Origin of the sequence: Companilactobacillus musae (genome assembly GCF_003967595.1) — a bacterium.
GTDB classification, from domain to species: Bacteria; Bacillota; Bacilli; order Lactobacillales; family Lactobacillaceae; genus Companilactobacillus; species Companilactobacillus musae.
On sequence record NZ_BIFW01000002.1, the window covers coordinates 93141 to 112139 of the forward strand.

At 36.1% G+C, this 18999-nt stretch carries 28 protein-coding genes; 3 read left to right on the forward strand and 25 right to left on the reverse strand.

Features of this window, described 5'->3' with window-relative positions:
* Window positions 1–9 precede the first annotated feature (9 nt).
* On the reverse strand, window positions 10–120 hold the full coding sequence (locus LAB100_RS11525; protein WP_162894163.1) for a putative metal homeostasis protein: 111 nt from the start codon (window positions 118–120) through the stop codon (window positions 10–12).
* 10 nt (window positions 121–130) lie between these two features.
* A complete protein-coding gene (gene rpsN, locus LAB100_RS03960; protein WP_119325812.1) occupies window positions 131–400 on the reverse strand; it encodes a 30S ribosomal protein S14 in 270 nt (89 codons plus the stop codon).
* Window positions 401–639: 239 nt separating this feature from the next.
* Between rpsN and LAB100_RS03965 the strand changes: the two genes are divergently transcribed.
* On the forward strand, window positions 640–1326 hold the full coding sequence (locus LAB100_RS03965; protein WP_119325811.1) for a MarR family winged helix-turn-helix transcriptional regulator: 687 nt from the start codon (window positions 640–642) through the stop codon (window positions 1324–1326).
* Window positions 1327–1357: 31 nt separating this feature from the next.
* Window positions 1358–3124 (forward strand): ABC transporter ATP-binding protein, encoded by a 1767-nt coding sequence (locus tag LAB100_RS03970; RefSeq protein ID WP_119325810.1) that lies wholly within the window; start codon window positions 1358–1360, stop codon window positions 3122–3124.
* Between the two features lie 162 nt (window positions 3125–3286).
* On the opposite strand, the gene LAB100_RS03975 is transcribed toward LAB100_RS03970, so the two are convergent.
* The 3 genes from LAB100_RS03975 to LAB100_RS03985 all read right to left on the reverse strand — a co-directional run bounded on the left by LAB100_RS03975 (window position 3287) and on the right by LAB100_RS03985 (window position 5554).
* A complete protein-coding gene (locus LAB100_RS03975) occupies window positions 3287–4081 on the reverse strand; it encodes an SDR family NAD(P)-dependent oxidoreductase (RefSeq protein WP_119325809.1) in 795 nt (264 codons plus the stop codon).
* Between the two features lie 130 nt (window positions 4082–4211).
* Complete coding sequence (locus LAB100_RS03980) at window positions 4212–4712, reverse strand: macro domain-containing protein (RefSeq protein ID WP_119325808.1); 501 nt, start codon at window positions 4710–4712, stop codon at window positions 4212–4214.
* Window positions 4713–4729: 17 nt separating this feature from the next.
* Window positions 4730–5554 carry a Cof-type HAD-IIB family hydrolase gene (locus LAB100_RS03985; RefSeq protein ID WP_162894172.1) on the reverse strand — a complete coding sequence of 275 codons (825 nt, stop codon included), beginning with the start codon at window positions 5552–5554 and terminating at the stop codon, window positions 4730–4732.
* A 166-nt stretch (window positions 5555–5720) separates the two neighbouring features.
* Here LAB100_RS03985 and LAB100_RS03990 point away from each other — a divergent pair, with 166 nt between their 5' ends.
* On the forward strand, window positions 5721–6824 hold the full coding sequence (locus LAB100_RS03990; RefSeq protein ID WP_119325806.1) for a YdcF family protein: 1104 nt from the start codon (window positions 5721–5723) through the stop codon (window positions 6822–6824).
* Window positions 6825–6912: 88 nt separating this feature from the next.
* On the opposite strand, the gene LAB100_RS03995 is transcribed toward LAB100_RS03990, so the two are convergent.
* The 20 genes from LAB100_RS03995 to rpsE all read right to left on the reverse strand — a co-directional run bounded on the left by LAB100_RS03995 (window position 6913) and on the right by rpsE (window position 18983).
* The gene (locus tag LAB100_RS03995) at window positions 6913–7374 is read right to left on the reverse strand and encodes a DUF8821 family protein (RefSeq protein WP_119325805.1); all 462 of its coding nucleotides are present in this window, start codon (window positions 7372–7374) and stop codon (window positions 6913–6915) included.
* Between the two features lie 108 nt (window positions 7375–7482).
* Complete coding sequence (locus LAB100_RS04000) at window positions 7483–8118, reverse strand: SdpI family protein (protein WP_119325804.1); 636 nt, start codon at window positions 8116–8118, stop codon at window positions 7483–7485.
* A 78-nt stretch (window positions 8119–8196) separates the two neighbouring features.
* Complete coding sequence (locus tag LAB100_RS04005) at window positions 8197–8703, reverse strand: GNAT family N-acetyltransferase (RefSeq protein ID WP_119325803.1); 507 nt, start codon at window positions 8701–8703, stop codon at window positions 8197–8199.
* 86 nt (window positions 8704–8789) lie between these two features.
* Window positions 8790–9182, reverse strand: a complete 393-nt coding sequence (gene rpsI / locus LAB100_RS04010) for a 30S ribosomal protein S9 (protein WP_057888178.1) — start codon at window positions 9180–9182, stop codon at window positions 8790–8792.
* A 13-nt stretch (window positions 9183–9195) separates the two neighbouring features.
* Window positions 9196–9639: a 50S ribosomal protein L13 gene (gene rplM / locus LAB100_RS04015; protein ID WP_057891226.1), complete on the reverse strand. Its 444-nt coding sequence runs from the start codon at window positions 9637–9639 to the stop codon at window positions 9196–9198.
* Window positions 9640–9769: 130 nt separating this feature from the next.
* Complete coding sequence (gene truA, locus LAB100_RS04020; RefSeq protein ID WP_119325802.1) at window positions 9770–10513, reverse strand: tRNA pseudouridine(38-40) synthase TruA; 744 nt, start codon at window positions 10511–10513, stop codon at window positions 9770–9772.
* A 3-nt stretch (window positions 10514–10516) separates the two neighbouring features.
* On the reverse strand, window positions 10517–11314 hold the full coding sequence (locus tag LAB100_RS04025; RefSeq protein ID WP_119325801.1) for an energy-coupling factor transporter transmembrane component T family protein: 798 nt from the start codon (window positions 11312–11314) through the stop codon (window positions 10517–10519).
* Complete coding sequence (locus LAB100_RS04030; protein ID WP_119325800.1) at window positions 11315–12169, reverse strand: energy-coupling factor ABC transporter ATP-binding protein; 855 nt, start codon at window positions 12167–12169, stop codon at window positions 11315–11317.
* Window positions 12145–12978, reverse strand: a complete 834-nt coding sequence (locus tag LAB100_RS04035) for an energy-coupling factor ABC transporter ATP-binding protein (protein ID WP_119325799.1) — start codon at window positions 12976–12978, stop codon at window positions 12145–12147. Before LAB100_RS04035 ends, LAB100_RS04030 begins: the two co-directional genes overlap by 25 nt.
* 188 nt (window positions 12979–13166) lie before the next feature.
* Window positions 13167–13547 (reverse strand): 50S ribosomal protein L17, encoded by a 381-nt coding sequence (gene rplQ / locus LAB100_RS04040; RefSeq protein ID WP_010018551.1) that lies wholly within the window; start codon window positions 13545–13547, stop codon window positions 13167–13169.
* 30 nt (window positions 13548–13577) lie between these two features.
* Complete coding sequence (locus tag LAB100_RS04045) at window positions 13578–14516, reverse strand: DNA-directed RNA polymerase subunit alpha (RefSeq protein ID WP_119325798.1); 939 nt, start codon at window positions 14514–14516, stop codon at window positions 13578–13580.
* 63 nt (window positions 14517–14579) lie between these two features.
* The gene (gene rpsK, locus LAB100_RS04050) at window positions 14580–14966 is read right to left on the reverse strand and encodes a 30S ribosomal protein S11 (RefSeq protein WP_025023834.1); all 387 of its coding nucleotides are present in this window, start codon (window positions 14964–14966) and stop codon (window positions 14580–14582) included.
* Window positions 14967–14990: 24 nt separating this feature from the next.
* A complete protein-coding gene (gene rpsM, locus LAB100_RS04055) occupies window positions 14991–15356 on the reverse strand; it encodes a 30S ribosomal protein S13 (protein ID WP_119325797.1) in 366 nt (121 codons plus the stop codon).
* A 24-nt stretch (window positions 15357–15380) separates the two neighbouring features.
* Window positions 15381–15497, reverse strand: a complete 117-nt coding sequence (gene rpmJ / locus LAB100_RS04060; protein ID WP_010018546.1) for a 50S ribosomal protein L36 — start codon at window positions 15495–15497, stop codon at window positions 15381–15383.
* A 32-nt stretch (window positions 15498–15529) separates the two neighbouring features.
* A complete protein-coding gene (gene infA, locus LAB100_RS04065; protein WP_025084427.1) occupies window positions 15530–15748 on the reverse strand; it encodes a translation initiation factor IF-1 in 219 nt (72 codons plus the stop codon).
* Between the two features lie 93 nt (window positions 15749–15841).
* Entirely contained in the window at window positions 15842–16495 is a 654-nt protein-coding gene (locus LAB100_RS04070; protein ID WP_119325796.1) for an adenylate kinase, read from the reverse strand.
* A gap of 18 nt (window positions 16496–16513) precedes the next feature.
* Window positions 16514–17809 (reverse strand): preprotein translocase subunit SecY, encoded by a 1296-nt coding sequence (gene secY / locus LAB100_RS04075; protein WP_119325795.1) that lies wholly within the window; start codon window positions 17807–17809, stop codon window positions 16514–16516.
* Window positions 17809–18249, reverse strand: a complete 441-nt coding sequence (gene rplO, locus LAB100_RS04080; protein ID WP_119325794.1) for a 50S ribosomal protein L15 — start codon at window positions 18247–18249, stop codon at window positions 17809–17811. Before rplO ends, secY begins: the two co-directional genes overlap by 1 nt.
* Before the next feature lie 30 nt (window positions 18250–18279).
* Window positions 18280–18465 (reverse strand): 50S ribosomal protein L30, encoded by a 186-nt coding sequence (gene rpmD, locus LAB100_RS04085; RefSeq protein ID WP_057866676.1) that lies wholly within the window; start codon window positions 18463–18465, stop codon window positions 18280–18282.
* A 17-nt stretch (window positions 18466–18482) separates the two neighbouring features.
* Window positions 18483–18983 (reverse strand): 30S ribosomal protein S5, encoded by a 501-nt coding sequence (rpsE, locus tag LAB100_RS04090; RefSeq protein WP_119325793.1) that lies wholly within the window; start codon window positions 18981–18983, stop codon window positions 18483–18485.
* Window positions 18984–18999: the final 16 nt, after the last annotated feature.

The window sequence follows — 18999 nt, forward strand, 5'->3', positions numbered from 1 at the left end:
TGTATTCAATTATTTAACTTTACGTTTACTATCCTTAATCGCTCTTAAAGCACGTTTACGTGTTTTAATATTAGGACTTTTGAGATTTCTATAAGCTGTAGCGGTAGTCATTTTTTCCATAACTTTCTCCTTACCAACTAGCTTTTTTGACACCTGGAATCTGTCCAGCATGTGCTAATTGTCTAAAATTCAAACGTGACATCCCAAATTTACGCATATAAGCATGTGGACGTCCGTCAATTGAATCACGATTCTTAATTCTTACAGGGCTGGAATCACGGGGTAACTTAGATAAAGCAATATAATCACCTTTTGCTTTAAGTTCTTTACGGATTTCAGCGTATCTTGCTACTAATTCTTGTTGCTTTTTGTTTCTAGCAATTTTTGATTTTTTTGCCACAATAATTCTCCTTGAATGATTTATATATACAATTCGTTTAAATGATAATTTTTACTTTTTAGATTCTACTGATTTATTCTCTATCTGTCAATTAATTAGTTTTCAATAATTATTTTTACAATAATTTAAAAAAAATAATTTAAACAGTTGACATTTACTTAGGTACCGAACTATAATTCATCTTGCAATAAAGTTCGGTACCGAAATAAATTAACAATATACGAAATGAGGAATTTGATATGAGTAAAATTACAGATGATTTAATGAAACAACTAAGATTTGTCAGTGAAGCGGCCAATTACTTCATGAGTCAAAAAAAGCAAAAGCTAACTGGGCAACAAAGGGTTCTTGCCATTTTAAAGTTAGAAGACGGTTTAACTCAGAACTACTTAGCTGAAGTTTTGGATCTTCGCCCTAGTTCAACTGCAGAGTTAATGAAAAAAATGGAAACCAATGGCGATATTATTCGTCAAGAAGACGAAAAAGATAAACGCAGTAAGTTGATTTTTTTGACGGAGAACGGTCGTAAAAAAGCCGAAAAGAATGCTTCTCTAAAAAATGAAAGTTACAGCGAGACCTTTCTTGCTGGGCTTAACGATGATGAAAAAAAACAATTTAGCGACTATCTACAAAAAATTTCTGATGGTTGGGACGATGATTTCAAAAAGAATTCCGAAAAATTTATTGATCCAACTGACCGTTACAAAGCAATGCTTAATATGCGTGATCAAATGATGCACATGCGTGATGATATGTCACCTGCTGATATTGAAAAAATGCGCCACGAAATGCGAGAACATATGCGCCACGCACCATTCGATGGTCGTTGCATGCCTGATTTCAACAATCGTGATTATCATGATTTCAGCAAAGATGGACATGGCCACCGACCAGATTTCAGAAATAACTTTTGGTTTGGAAAATAATCATAACTTTTAATTTTGTGAGGATACAATAATGCGTGATGGAGCAATGATGGGACGCGAATTACCAAAAAGAAACGGTACATTCAAATTCAAAGATTTTTTACATTTGATCAATAGCGTCAATCCTAAAAAATCACTATTTATCTTAGGAATGCTACTTAGCTTGGTTACCAGTGGTGCCAGCTTAGTCGTTCCACAATTAACTAAAAGTCTTGTCGATACCTCAGGACTTTCTAAAATCGACAGCAAAATGGTAGTTGTTTTGATTTTAGCATTCTTGATTCAACTCGGTTTTGGAACTATTGGCGGATATATCCTTAGATATGTCGGTGAAAGTTCCGTTAAAACTTTACGAGAAAAGCTTTGGGCACATCTTTTAAAATTACCAGTAGACTACTTCGACAATCATAAATCAGGAGAAAGTAGTTCCCGCCTCGTTAATGATACAAGTGTGATCAAAGATTTGATAACTTCACAGTTCCCTAATTTTATTACCGGAGCTATTCAACTAATTGGATCAATGATCATTCTTTTCTTTATGGACTGGAAAATGGCTTCCTTAATGTTTGGTGTCGTACCAATTATTGTGTTAATACTTCTACCAATTGGACGCATTATGTCAAAACTAGGTCGTAAACTTCAAGCTGCTACAGCCGACTTTAACGCTGATGCTAGCGAAAAGTTATCAGAAGTTCGTTTGATCAAGTCTAGCAATGGTGAAACATTTGAAAAAGTAACTGGTGGTAAATTTATCAATCGTATTTTCAATGTTGGAATTAAAGACGCCAAAATAGAAGCAGTCTTACAACCAATCATGACTACGGTCATGTTAGGAATTTTCGTTGGTATCTTAGGATACGGTGCCGTTAGAATTCAACAAGGAACTCTATCAAGTGGTTCCTTAGTCGCCTTTTTACTATACCTTTTCAATATCATTACCCCCGTAGCCAATTTTGCAACCTTCTTTTCACAGGTTCAAAAAGCTATGGGTTCAACTGAAAGAATTCAAGAAATTCTTAACACCGAACCTGAAATTTCTACTGTTGGTGAAGAAGTTGATGTCGAAGGTAAAACCGTCACTGCTGCTCATTTGAATTTCAGCTATGATGCCGACCATCAAATCTTGCACGATGTTTCCTTTGAAGCTAAGCCTAATACAGTAATTGCCTTTGCAGGTCCTTCCGGTGGTGGTAAATCAACTATCTTTGCCCTATTAGAAAGATTTTATCAACCCGATAGTGGTTCAATTTTAATCGGTAAAAAATCTATCAAAAATATTGACCTAGCAAATTGGAGATCTCAAATTGGTTATGTATCTCAAGACAGTGCTGTTTTTGCTGGTAGTATTCGCGATAATCTCCAATATGGTTTAAACAAACAATTGACTGACGAAGAACTTTGGCATGGTTTAAAATTGGCCTACGCTGATGAATTTGTCAAAACCTTCCCCGAACAATTAGACACCCAAATTGGTGAACGTGGTGTTAAATTATCTGGTGGTCAAAAACAACGAATTGCTATTGCCAGAGCTTTCTTACGTGACCCTAAGATTTTAATGCTCGACGAAGCAACTGCAAGTTTAGATTCTGAATCAGAAGAGAAAGTTCAACGTGCTTTGGATCAACTAATGGTTGGACGCACAACTTTAGTTATCGCACATCGTCTTTCAACAATCGTTGATGCAGATCAAATTTACTTCATTGAAAAAGGAACAGTAACCGGACATGGTACTCATAAAGAGTTAATGAAAAACCATGAATTGTATGCTCAATACGTCAATGAACAAATGGTCAACTAAATACTTAATGTTTTAAAAAGAAAACAGTGTCTATTAGTTTCAGGTATTTTTACCTTGAAAGCTTAATAGGCACTGTTATTTTTTTATTAATTAATTTAGAATCAGAAATCCAATTGGTAACAAAAAAACTGTGAATTCTCCCATGTTTCTTAATAGATAATTTTAGAAAATAGTTGGAACTAAACCACCATCAACTCTGAGTGCCTCTCCAGAGAACGACGATGAATCTGGACTAGCAACAAATGCCGTAAAACGACCGATTTCTTCAGGACGGATCAACCTTTGTATCTGTGAACGTGAACGATGGTTTTTCATAAAATCTTGTTCCCATTCATCCTTTGGTAAATCACTATCTTGATACATATCATCTAGCATTTTCTGAACGCCTTCAGTCAAAGTTGAACCGGGCATAATAGTATTAACCGTCACATGGCTAGCCTTAGTTAACATTGACAAGCTCTTTGCTAAAGATAAATTCATTGATTTAGTCATACTGTATTGGGGCATTTCACCTGAAGGCATAACTGCTTCTTCACTAGCAATAAAAATTATCCGACCAAAATCTTGTTGGAGCATCTTAGGTAGATAAAACTTAGCTAATGAATTGCCGGCTAGAACATTGATTCTAAAGAACTTTTCCCATGTAGCATCATCAATATCAAAATAATCTTTGGGTTGAAAAATCCCCATATTATTTACCAAAATATCCACTTGAGGAATAATATCAAAAAGCTTTTCTCGATCACTCTCTACTGACAAATCAGCAGCAACTCCCTGAACTTTAATATCAGAAAATTTCTTTTGAATTTCAGCAACAACTTGATCAACGTCAGACTGTTTTCTTCCATTAATGATAACGTTGGTACCTTCACGTGCCATTTCGATGGCAATTGCCTTACCTATTCCTTTAGTTGAACCAGTAATCAAAGCTAATTTATTTGTTAAATGAAGATCCATAATTACTCCTCCTTAATTAATTCGTACTCATAATATAAAACGAATTAACCAATTTGGATAGTATGCACTTTTTAGTATTATAGGTACTTTTTTGTTCCTATGATATTAAAAAACAACTTTTTAAATTAACTTACCCCTTTAAATAATTTTCAGCTCTTTTTTCTGTTGTTGAATCAAAAGCCACAAAATAAACCTTACTATCTGGCTTGAAATTCTTCACAGTATCAATTGCTATTGTAACCGCCTCTTCTAATGGATATCCATAAATACCTGTACTGAGAAATGGTATTGCAATTGAATTTATATCTAATTTTTGTGCTATTTCCATCACGGCCCGATAAGCCGCATTTAATAATTCCGCTTCGCCATGTTCACCATCGTTATAACGGGGACCAACTGCGTGAATAACATAGTCTGCGTTCAAATTATATGCTGGTGTATATACAGCCGTACCAGTTGGTGTTCCGCCAAAAGAAAGCATTTCTTGACCTAATTTAGGACCGGCCTTCTTATTCAATGCGCCATCAACACCACCACCAGGTACTAAAGCGCTATTAGCAGCATTAACGATTGCATCAACATGAAATGGTAAATAAGCAATATCACCTTTAATAACGGAAATCTTTTCCATAATGATTACTTCTTTCACTACAAAACATATTTCTCCACGGCTTTCGAAACGCCGTTTTGATTATTACTATCCGTTACTACGTTAGCACATTTTTTAACCTCAACCGGAGCATTTTGCATTGCAACTCCCAAACCAGCTAGCTTCAACATTGGTACATCATTGAAGTTATCACCGATGGTCATCGTATCTTTTAAGTCTAATTCATACGCCTTGGCCAATTCACGCAGAGCTTTTTCTTTAGAAACATTACTATTAGTTATTTCTAGATAATTAGGTTTAGATAAATAAAATGAACTATTGGGAAAAACGGCATCACGTAAATAATTCATAACCTTATCTATTTCAGCAGAATCACTTACTAGAAGAATCTTATGAATAGGTATTTGATGTTTTTCAACTAATTTATCTACATCGGTCACGATTGGATCAATCTCGGTAATTTCTGACTCAATTGTGACCCACTTATCAGTATCCTCAACATACCAATCCGCACCCGTATAAAGATTTATTGAAACTTTAGGATACTTATCGTGAATGATTTTTACTATTTGTTCAACCTCATTATTATCTAATCCATGACTGAATACAGTTGAGTAATTTTCATTCTTTAAATCTTTGATAACTAAAGCACCGTTATAGCAAGCAATCGGATTATCTAAAACATCTAATTTTTGAGCAATTGGCAGCATCCCTTTGGGTGATCTGGCTGATGCTAAAACAAAAGGAATTTCTTTTTGTTTTAACCTTTCAATTGATTCTTTTAAACCACTATCTACAATATTATTATCATTTAATATTGTTCCATCAATATCACTCAAAATTAATTTAACAGTCATTATTATTCACCTCAATATTTAAAAAATGCTTATAAATTAGTATTATATTTTGTATCATAGCATATTTTTAATATTGAATAGGAAACCATCCTTATCCTCTGATAAAAATCCCAGCTATGATAAAATTAATATGATTATTTGGGAATAATATATCAATAAGTGAGGTGATTTTATGAACGGAATTACTCCGTACATAAATGATTTACAAAGGATTTCACTTTATTGGGGAATGGCAACTATCATTCTCTTTGGAATCTTTTTATTCATGTGGTTGAGGGAACCACGACGTCTGATCAATGGTATTACCTTTACCATTTTCTTCATTAGCTTTTTAAGTGAGCTTGCAATATTGATTTTTAGCACTAATAATCTACCTTTTATCGTTATAATGGGTGTTTTATTCTTGTTGATTGTCGGAGTTATTTCAGTAACAATGCTTTTCATGTGGGCTTTATTGCTTTGGAACGCCTTGATTGTTTGGAAACGTGAAAGTCATACGTTATCAAATATGTTAACGTTATTTCTAGCTTTGTTCTTAATAGGTTTATGGATTGTTAATTCATTCATGGCTGGACGAGCAAGATTCTTACCTGATTGGTTCAATACTTTAATATCTAGCTTGCCAGTTATTGGCTTCTATCTAGTTATTTGCTCTTATAACTTCTTAGTCAATGTCTTCTTATACCAGTTTCTACCTCGACGTTATAAAGCCGATTATTTAATTGTCCTAGGAGCGGGTTTAATTAACGGCGATACTGTATCCACACTACTTGGCAATCGAATTGATGCCGCTATAAAGTTTGCTAACAAACAGATTAAAAAGGGACGTCCAGCTCCGAAAATTGTATTCTCTGGTGGCCAAGGTCCTGACGAAAAATTATCTGAAGCCCAAGCCATGGCTGACTATGCAATTGCTCACGGTTGGGATAAGGATTTAGTCATCCTTGAAGATAAGTCACGAAATACCTTGCAGAATATGCAATTTTCAAAAGCAATTATTCAAAATGACTATGGTCAAAATAATGCCTATATTAAATTCTTTAGCAATAATTACCATATTTTTCGTGCTGGTCTTTACGCTAAAATGGCTGGAATTGCCGCTAATGGTATTGGTGCAGCGACTAAATTCTATTTTTTACCCAATGCTTTGATTAGAGAATTTGTTGCCGTCTTCTTGATGAATAAAAAAAGACACCTGATTGTAATTGGTTTAATAATGGTTTTGACACTGTTACTAGTAGCAGTCACAATCTACACAAATATCATGTCACATTAAAAATAGCGTCTGTTATAAGATTCGGGTATTTCATATACCTTGAGAATACTTATTAACAGACGCTATTTTTACTTTTTAATAAACATTTCTAATGATTATTTTGAACGATAAAATAAGCGCCTCTGACATTGCTCTTATTCTGAGATCTTTGATGGACAAATCTAAATCTATTCTCCAATTCCTTAGGAACATCGATACCATCTACTAGCTTGAAACCAATTGAACGCTTGCCATGTTTATCTAAGCTTGCTTGAAGATTAACTTCTAATCCATTGTCATAAAAAATATATGAACAACGCACGTTATTAACAGCAAAGTCACTTACTGCCAATGCCGTATAAGGAAGTTCTAAATCATGCTTCTTCAAAATAGCTTCAATACGATTAATAATTTCAGGATTTTCGTCAGCCGACATGGTTACAAATTCACTTTGATATTTATTCCAAAAATAGCGAGCTTCACTTGCTCTCAACTCTGCCAACTCTTTTGCTACTGGTGAATCTTCTAAGCCAGTTGTTGCAACATTTTCAAAATCTACTTTATAAACCATTGTGCTTCCTTTTCTAATTAAAAAAGTTTTTTAATAAATTTCATTCAACCAATTGATAATATTAACTTTTTCCACTTTAGTCAAGAACATCTAGTTTACTATTAGATTTCAAATTCCTTTCTTATGTAACATATATGAATAAACACAAGGCAAAATAATTACCGTCAAAAGAATAAATAAAGTCAATCCAGCAACTCCTAATAGACCACAAACAATCAAAAGAATGCCGCCAACAATATACATCTTTGATCCAAAACGATGTGTTAAACGCCAATTTCTAGAACTATTCAGAGTCCAAGGTAGACGAATTCCAATTACTTGATTAGGTCCAACTACACCTAGAATAATACCTAGAACAATTAAAAGAATACCTGTAACACAATCTATCAAAACTAATCCAATGCTAGAAATATTAATTTCCAAAGCTGAGGTAATCATCAAGAAGTTCACTAGAATTGAAACAACCGGTAGAATTCCCATAACTGCATAATTGATCCATTCAGGGATATCCGCATTTTTAGGATCATGTCGAATGAAATAAGCAATCAACAATTGTGCCAAGGTTAAAATAATCGGCAACGAGAAAATAGCTAGTGGCTTAGGACACCACCCATCGACTACTAAACGGCCGTTAAAATGAACCGGCATCTGATCGGGCAATCTTTTCCACAACCCCAGTGCAAAAACACTCGGTAACCAAATCACCAAAATAGATAAATTTTCGATCAATTTCTTTCTTCTCATGGGAATCACCCCTAGTTTTCAAGTTATCCATATTATAATCCGGAAAATATATTACTATTAATAATTTGAATTAACTTTTTACCCTAAAAATTTCTCCATAACGACAACCGTATAACCTGGCACTGAAACCTCACGACCATCTTTCACAAATCCATTTTTCAACAGAAAATGTTCACTTTGTGTATTACCTTTGGCATAGGCTACCTCAGCTCTTTTTAAATTAGTTGACTTTATGCTCGATAAAACATCGTTCATGATTCCACTGCCAATCCCTTGACCCTGATACGATTTGTCTACCATAAAGAATCCAATCCATACACTTTGGTCGTCAGGATATTGGGTAATCAAATCCAAAATAGCAATTAATTTATTGTCATCAAAAAATCCAACATAATATTTATCCGCCAAAGTCTTATTAGCTGGAACTACCTTCATATCTTCCAAAATGGAATGTCTAGTGGCCTGTGGTGGACAAAAATTGAAATAGGTTGGGTTACTTTGTACTAAGGCAAAGGCCTTATCAGCATCTACCGGCGTTAATTTTCTAACTTGATATTTTTTTGATAACTTATCCACATCTATCATAATTTATCCTCTTTTTTATTAATCATAACAAAAAAACATCCCTCGAAGTGAGAGATGTTTTTGATCCAAAACTGAAAATAGAAATATTAACGTTTTGAGAATTGTGAAGCCTTACGGGCTTTCTTAAGACCTGGTTTCTTACGTTCCTTCATACGAGGGTCACGTGTTAAGAAGCCGGCTGACTTAAGTGAAGGTCTGAAATCAGGATCTACATCAAGTAGGGCTCTAGCGATACCATGTCTAATTGCTCCAGCTTGTCCTGAGAAGCCACCACCGTTAACGTTAGCAATAACGTCATAGTTGTCTGCTGTTTCAGTAACATCTAGAGGTTGTTTCATATCAGCAATCAAATTGTCAAAAGGAATGTAATCTTTGACATCACGTTTGTTGATAGTAATCTTTCCGTTTCCAGGAACTAAGCGTACACGAGCAACTGAATCCTTGCGACGACCTGTTCCGGCGTATGATACTTGTGCCAAATTCTTTTCCTCCTTAAATTAGTTTGTTGATATCCAACATTTCTGGATTTTGGGCTTGGTGTGAGTGATCTGAACCTGCATAAACATGCAACTTCTTGATTTCTTGACGACCAAGAGTGTTCTTAGGTAACATGCCACGAATTGAGTCTTCAACAAAGCGTTCTGGCTTTGTAGCTCTCTTTTCTCCAGCACTAATGCTCTTCAACCCACCTGGGTGATCTGAATGAGAATAATAAATCTTATTCTTAGCTTTCTTACCTGTTAATCTAACTTTATCTGCATTGATGACAATAACATTGTCACCTGTATCAACGTTAGGTGTGTAAGTTGGTTTGTTCTTACCTCTTAAGATAGAAGCAACAACTGATGAAAGTCTACCTAAGACAACATCTTCACCGTCAATTACATACCATTTACGTTCAACTTCACTTGCTTTTGCTAATGGTGTTGTACGCACTATAAATTCCTCCAGTTTCTACGTCTGTTTGACAACCTAATAAGTTTCCGGGGCTTATCGTGGGGCAAACAATACCAGTTACAATAATACTGTGATTTCTATAGTAAGTCAATATTTATCCACAGAATTATTAATAAAAAACTTCTTTTAAATATAGTCCACTTGCCGGTGCTGTTCCACGAGCTTCTTGTCGATTCTTCACTTCGAACAATCTCAAGAAGTCATGTACATCCCGACGCCCATTACCAATCTCCAACAGAGTAGCAACTAAAATTCTAACCATATTGTATAGGAAGCCATTGCCTGTAAATTCGAAAACTAATTCGTCATTGTTTTTATTATACACACATGTAGCAGAATAGATAGTCCTAACTTTATTTTCGATCACGCCACCGGAAGCCGCAAAGCTCGAAAAATCATGTTCGCCGACAAGATCTTTCAAGGCAATCTGAATCTTTTCCACAGACAGAGCATAAGGATAATGCCCTGTGTAAAACCTTTTAAAAGGATCAGTATAATGTCCACAATCTACTCGATATTGATAAGTTTTCTTTTTAACCCCAAAGCGAGCATGAAAATCGTCATCAACAATCTGTGAATCCTTTGCCAAAACATCTAAAGGCATCAACGAATTGATAGCCCTTAACATATTTTCAGCTAGGATAGTTCCAGGGTAATCAAAGTGGATCACTTGTCCCAGAGCATGAACACCTGCATCGGTCCGACCCGAACCAAATACTGCAACATGCTGCCCTTTAGTCATCTTAGTTAAAGCTTTCTCTACTACACCTTGAACTGTTCGCAAATCATTTTGACGTTGAAAGCCATGGAATTTAGTTCCATCATAGGCAATCGTCAATTTGTATCTTGTCATAAATTAATAACTCCGTAAGAATAATAAAATAATTGTTACTGCGGCCATAAAAATAACCATCAAATTATCACGTTTTGACCAACTGAGAACTCGATACTTACTTCGACCCTCGCCGTCCTTATATCCACGTGATTCCATAGCAATTGCCAAGTCATACGCAATTGAAAAGCTACTTACAAATAATGGAATCAAAATGGGTACAAACGACTTAATACGCTTAATGATTCCACCTTCACCAAAATCAACACCTCTAGCTCTTTGAGCATCCATTATTTTAGTTGTCTCATCAACTAATAGCGGCACGAACCTTAAAGCAATCGACAACATTAAAGCAACTTGTGTCACTGGAAAACGAACTTTCTTCAGTGGTTTAAGAATGCTCTCGATCGAATCGGAAATTTCAATAGGTGTCGTAGTCAACGTCAAGAGTGTTGAAATAAAAATAATTAAAATAAAGCGCATAAAAATGTAACCAGCAATCACCATTCCCTCTTTAGATAGAGTAAAGATTCCCCAGTGCCATATAGGATGACTACTTGGTGTAAATAGTAACTGCAAAACGACCGTAAAAAGTATTAACCAGAAAACTGGCTTCAAACCCTTAATAAAAAAGCCCAGATTGATTTTTGACAAGTAGACGGCGAATAAGACGAATGCCAATAAAAAGGCGTAAGAGGCTACATTATTAGCCAAAAAAACAATACCGACAAAATAAAATGTTAATAAAAATTTACCACGTGGGTCTAAACGATATATTAAGGAATCCCCTGGTAAATATCTTCCTAGAATAATCTTATCCATTTAATCACCATTCAACTGTTGTTTAATTTCAATTCCCAATTCATCAATTGTTATGGGTAGTTTATCAAACTGAAATCCCTTTTTTGATAACTCCTTAGCAAAAGCAGCGCTCTTAGGAAGCGTCAACAAGTCTTCTTTCAGTAAATCTTGATTGTTGAAAACTTCTTTGGGTAAACCCTCGGTAATTAGTTTTCCACGGTGGATAACTGCCATCTCATCTGCATAATCAGCTACATCATCCATATTGTGGGTAATCAAAATAATCGTCTTACCCTCTTCTTGCAATCCTTTAAATAACTCCATTATTTCCTTACGCCCCACCGGATCAAGTCCAGCTGTTGGTTCGTCTAAAATAATGGTCTCTGGGTCACTAGCCAAAACTCCAGCAATTGCCACTCGACGCATTTGTCCACCTGATAAATCAAACGGCGACTGAGTTAAATATGTTTCATCCAGTCCTACCATTTTAATCATCTTATGTGCAGACTCTCTTGCTTCCTCTTCAGAAGCTCCAAAATTCATTGGACCAAACATGATATCTTTTTCCACAGTATCCTCAAACAACTGATTCTCTGGAAATTGAAATACCATTCCAACTTGCTTACGTAAAGGTTTAAGATTCTTATTATTAGTTTCTGAAGTAATAACACGTTCTCCGACTTTAATATTACCTGAAGTCGGTTTAAGCAAAGCATTGATATGACGTACTAATGTCGACTTACCACTACCAGTTTGCCCTACAATTGCTGTAAACAATTTATCCTTAATTGTAAAAGAAACATCATCCAACCCCAAATTGGCTGTTGGACTATTAGGATTATATGAATGTGTCACATGATCGAATGTAATTTCCATAATTGTTGCTTTAGCTCCTCTTCATTCAGATAACCCTCAGGCAATTTTAACTTATCCCCTAGCGTTGATATTAATTTGTTCGTAAATGGCTCCTCAAGCCCAAATTTACGCAAATTAGACCCTAAATCGTAAATCTCAACTGGTTTTCCATCTTGAACGATTTTTCCATCATTTATCACTACGATTCGTTGCGATAATTCTGTCTCCTCGATATCGTGTGTAATAGAAATAATTGTCAAATCTTGCTCCTGCCTTAATTGTTGAACCAAATTCAAGACAGTTCGACGTCCATCTGGGTCCAACATACTAGTAGATTCGTCCATGATAATAATCTGTGGTTTAGTAGCTAAAACTCCAGCAATTGCTACTCGTTGCTTTTGACCACCAGAAAGTGATTGCGGATCTCTTTTCTTAAAGTCAGACATTTTGACTAGCTTCAAAGCCTCATCAACTTCAGTAACCATCTTATCTCGTGGAATCCCCTGGTTTTCTAATCCAAATGCAACATCATCTTCGACAGTTGCACCAACAAATTGATGATCTGGATTCTGAAAAACTATTCCGATTTTGGTTCGTGCTTCCCAGATATTATCCTCATTGATGATTTGACCATCAATCGCAATTGTACCTGATTCAGCTTCGATCAATCCATCGATCAACTTCGTTAAAGTTGATTTACCACTACCATTTTTACCGACGATCGATACCCATTCATTTTTATAGATATCAAGCGACAAATTATTGATAGCGGGGTGCTTAGCATCTGGATAAGTATAATTTAAGTCCTTGATTGAAATTATTTTTTCCAAGAGCAATCTCCCTAAAAAATTATGTTACATATATAATAACAAATTTGGGCAAAAAAAAATCATTCGATAAATTAGTGTCCCTTTTTACAGAGATCTCAGAGATAGACTTGGCTGTAAACAACCATCATCTTAACACTCACTAATTCATCAGAATGACTGATTTTTTAAATATTAATAAACAATTATTATTAAACTAATTCAATAACAACCATTGGTGCAGCATCTCCACGGCGTGGAGTTGTCTTCAAGATACGTGTGTATCCACCATTACGTTCTTTGTAACGAGGTGCAATATCACTGAAAAGTTTTTGAAGAGCTGATTGTACAATAACTGCATCATCATCTTCTGTAATGTTAGCAACTTCGTTTCTAACATAAGCAGCAGCTTGGCGACGAGCATGCAAATCACCGCGTTTACCTAAGGTTATCATTTTTTCTGTTGTACGACTGATTTCTTTAGCACGTGTTTCAGTTGTTACAATATGTTCATTAATGATTAAATCAGTAGTTAAATCGCGTAACATTGCTTTTCTTTGTGAACTGTTACGTCCTAATTTACGGTAGCCCATGTCTATACCTCCTGTTTGAATTTGATATTATTAGTCTTCTTGCTTCAATGACAATCCAAGATCAGCAAGCTTTTCTTTAACCTCAACAAGTGACTTGCGTCCAAGGTTACGAACACGCATCATATCTGCTTCAGATTTTTCAGTAAGCTCTTGCACAGTATTAATACCGGCACGCTTCAAACAATTATATGAACGAACTGACAAGTCAAGTTCTTCAATAGTCATTTCAAGTTTCTTCTCTTTTTGAGTTTCCTCTTTTTCGATCATCATGTCTGCACTCTTAGCTTCTTCAGTAAGATTTACAAAACTATTTAAATGTTCTGTAAGGATCTTAGCTGACAAACTAATAGCTTCGCGTGGTCCAATTGAACCATTTGTCCAGATATCGATTGTTAATTTGTCGAAGTCGTTTCTCTTACCCACACGAGTGTTTTCAACTTGATAGTTAACCTTTTCTACAGGTGTAAAAATTGAGTCAACTGGAAGAACACCAATAGGTGTTTCGTCCGTCTTATTTTGTTCTGCAGGAGTATATCCACGACCATTTTTAATTGTCATTTGCATGTGGAAGTGTCCACCCTCAGCAACAGTACAAATAAATTGTTCTGGATCGAGGATTTCCAAGTCATCATCAGCTTTGATATCGTTAGCTGTAACAGTAGCTGGACCAACAATGTCGATCTCTGCTTTTAAGCTGTCTTCAGCATAAGACTTTAGCTTTAATTTTTTGACGTTAAGCACAATTTGTGTAACATCTTCAATTACGCCATCAACAGCTGAAAATTCATGCAATACACCGTCTATTTGAATATCAGATACCGCTGTACCAGGTAATGATGCTAATAGAACTCTACGTAAAGAATTACCTAAAGTTGTACCATAACCTCTTTCAAGCGGTTCGATAATATATTTACCGTAACTACTACTTTCTTCAACAGAAGTAATAGATGGCTTTTCAAATTCGATCATTCGGTTAGTTCCCCTTTCAAAACGAAATGTGTGTAGCGTAGTTCATATGGGTATACAACCATTCTATACACGACGACGCTTTGGAGGACGAGAACCATTATGAGGAACTGGTGTAACATCACGAATAGCAGTAATTTCCAAACCAGTAGCTTGTAGTGAACGGATTGCAGCTTCACGACCAGATCCTGGACCCTTAACAGCTACTTCGACTGTTTTCATACCATGTTCCATTGATTCTTTAGCAGCTGCTTCTCCAGCCATTTGTGCGGCAAATGGTGTTGATTTACGACTACCCTTGAATCCTAGTGCACCTGCTGATGACCATGAAACGGCATTACCGTTAACATCAGTGATCATAACAAGTGTGTTGTTGAATGTGGAGTGGATATGTGCAACACCAGATTCAATATGCTTCTTAGTACGGCGCTTACGACCTTTACTTTGTGCCATGATTAACCTCCTATCTTAATCTTGTTATTTCTTCTTACCTGCAATGCTGATCTTCTTACCTTTACGAGTTCTAGCATTGTTCTTTGTGTTTTGACCACGAACTGGCAAACCACGACGATGTCTCATGCCACGATATGAACCAATTTCTTGTAGTCTCTTGATATTCATGCTTACTTCACGACGTAAGTCACCTTCGACACGAACCTTATCAACTTCTGCACGAATCTTGTCTTCTTGATCAGGAGTCAAGTCTCTTGTACGGATGTCTTCTGATACGCCAGCGTCTTTAAGTACCTTTTGAGCTGTTGTTTCGCCAATACCAAAAATGTATGTTAGGGCGATAACGATTCTCTTATCACGAGGTAAATCTACACCTGCTATACGAGCCATTAATCAATACACCTCCTATTAATATTATCCTTGTCTTTGTTTGTGCTTTGGATCTGCAGAGCAAATTACCATAACGCGACCGCGTCTCTTAATTACTTTACAGTGTTCGCACATAGGTTTAACGGATGGTCTTACTTTCATATTGTGGAACCTCCATTCCATTAAAAAACTTATTATCTATATCTATATGTAATTCTTCCCTTGGTTAAATCATAAGGGGATAATTCCACGGTAACCTTGTCACCGGGTAAAATTCTAATATAATGCATACGGATTTTACCTGACACATGGGCTAGAATTGTAGCGCCATTTTCAAGCTTTACCTTAAACATTGCATTAGGCAATGTTTCTGAAATTGTACCTTCTACTTCAATGACATCTTCTTTTGCCAAAGATATTAACCTCCATGGGATGAAATTAATCTGCATATACTGGCGAATTATACAATAATTTCCCGTACATGTAAACAACCAAAGCAAAAAGTTTTACAAGCTTTGTAAAACTTTCTTTACTTCGTTATAAACTTCATCTATTTCTTGTTCACCATTGATCTTGTGCAACAAGTTCAACTTGTCGTAAAAATCAATTAATGGTGTATTCATTTCAATATTAACTTTTAATCTATTCTTTACAGTTGCTGGCTTATCGTCCTCACGTTGATAGAAGTCATGGCCGCCACAAACGTCGCATGTTCCTTCAACTTTAGTAGGATTGTAAATTTTATGATAAGTTGCTCCACATTTGGAACAGATATATCTTCCAGATAAACGATCAACTAATGTTTCAGGCTTTACATCAATATAGATGACAGCATCTATTGGTTTGTTTACATTCTTTGCAATTGTCTGTAAAGCGTTAGCCTGTTCAAGAGTTCTCGGAAATCCATCTAACATATATCCGTCTTTTTGAACGTCATCTTCTGATAAACGTTCTTGAACGATACCTTCAGTAACATCGTCTGGAACAAGTTCACCTTTATCGATGAACCCTTTAGCCTTCAAACCAATTTCTGTCTTATTGGCCATGGCTGCTCTAAACATGTCACCAGTTGATATATGAACAACTTTAAAATCTTCAACAATCTTTTCAGCTTGAGTACCTTTACCAGCACCAGGTAATCCCATCAATACAATATTCATTGTCTGTCACATCTCCAATTATCTAATAAATCCAACGTATTCACGCTTCATCAAAAGACCACGTAATTGACGATCCATTTCCAAAGCAACACCAACGATAATCAACAAACTTGTACCACCTAATCCGATGGATTGAGGTAAGTTGAATAAGTTAGCTGCTAGTAATGGAAGTAATGAAACCAAACCTAGGAACGCAGCTCCGACGGTTGATAGTCTCATCAATACACCTGACATGAACTTGATTGTTTCATTACCAGGCCAAACACCAGGGATATAAGCCCCTTGTTTTTGTAGGTTTTCTGCAAGCTTCTCAGGGTTTACTTGAACAAATGCATAGAAGAATGTAAATAATACAATCAACAATGTATAAATAATAGAACCTGTTGTAGTCTGCATACTGAATATTTCTGTTAATACTTGATACCATTGATCTCCACTGTGATTTGCTTGGAACGCCATCAAAATTGTTTGAGGCGTAACAATAAATGAACTAGCGAAGATAACAGGAATAACACCAGCAACGTTAACCTTCAATGGTAGAAAACTTTCACTACCACTACCTGCAGCACGTCTTGTATATTGAATAGGAATTCTTCTATTAGCTTGTTGTACATAAGTAACAAACTGAACAACAATCAAGATGATGATCACAAGACCAACCATAAATCCGATATTCTTAGCAAGATCTGCTGAGCTAGCGTTTGTAATATAGTCACGGTAAATCTGTTGAATTCCATTAGGGAATCTAGCAATAATACCAGCGAAGATAATTACAGAGACCCCATTACCTAAACCTTTATCGGTAATCTGCTCACCAATCCAAGTAAGAAGCATCGTACCACCTGTTAAGATGATACCAATTGTAATGAAAGCTCTCATATTAGGAGATTTAACTAATCCTAAACCACTTAATTGGTTAAAACCGGCAGTAATACCGATTGACTGAACAAAACCTAAAACAATCGTCAAATATCTCGTTACTTGATTTAACTTTCTACGACCAACTTCACCTTGTTTACTCCACTCCACAAATTTAGGAACAATGTCCATTTGTAGAAGTTGAACAACAATTTGGGCCGTGATGAATGGTGAAACACCCATTGAGAAAATAGAGTAGTTTGAAAGACCACCACCGGTTACAGTATCCAATAGCGGAACCAATCCTGTAGAACCAACTTTATCCATTGCCGCAGCATTAACGCCGGGCACTGTGATTTGTGATCCCAAACGGTATATAACAAGTAACATCAAGGTAAAGAGAATCTTTTTACGGATTTCCTTGACCTTTAGAGCATCTCTGATAGTTCTAAGCATTAGATCACCTCTACAGTGCCACCAGCGGCTTCGATTGCTTTAGTAGCTGCGGCTGAACTCTTAGCAACTTTAACAGTTAACTTAGCACTAACCTCACCGTTAGCAAGCAACTTAACACCATTATATTGTTTTTTAATGATTCCTGCTTCTTTTAATGTTTCAACATTAACTTCAGCACCATCATTAAACTTACTTAATTCGCTTAGATTTACAATAGCATATTCCTTGCGGTTGATGTTATTGAATCCACGTTTTGGCATACGACGGAACAAAGGCATTTGTCCACCTTCAAAACCGATACGTGTCTTACCACCTGATCTAGCCAATTGACCTTTTTGACCACGACCAGCAGTTTTACCTGTACCACTTGAAGTACCACGACCTAGACGCTTTCTTGAGTGTCTTGAGCCTGCACTTGGTTTAAGTTCGTTTAGTTCCATTATTGCACCTCCTAATCTTTTATAATTTTATTAATCTTTAACTTCTTCAACACTAACTAAATGAGCGATCTTCAATACAGCACCACGAATGGCAGGATCATCCGGCTTAACAACTGAACTTGAAACTCTTCCAAGACCAAGTTCTTTTACGATCTTACGTTGAGCAGGAAGGCGGTGAGCTGCACTTCTAGTTAGGGTAATTCTAAGTTTAGCCATAATTACACACCTTTCTTCTAGTTAAGCAATTCTTGGGCTGAGATTCCGCGCATTTCAGAAACGCTTTGGGCAGTCTTTAATTGTTTTAGTCCATCGATTGTGGCACGAATTACGTTGATTGGAGTATTTCTTCCAAGTGATTTACTTGTAACATCACCAACACCTGATAATTCGATAACGGCACGAACGGCACCACCAGCGGCAATACCAGAACCTTCTTCAGCAGGTTTCAACATGATCTTACCAGCACCAAATGTACCGATAACTTCATGAGGAATTGTTGAACCAACCATAGGAACACTGATAAGGTTCTTCTTAGCATCTTCAACAGCTTTACGAATGGCTTCAGGAACTTCTTGAGCTTTACCTGTACCGAAACCTACGTGACCATTCTTGTCACCAACGATTACGATAGCAGCAAAACGTAGACGGCGTCCACCTTTAACAACCTTAGTAACACGGTTGATTGAGACAACGCGATCTTCTAATTCTAATTGAGATGGATCGATATATGTCATAAATTTGGTTTCCTCC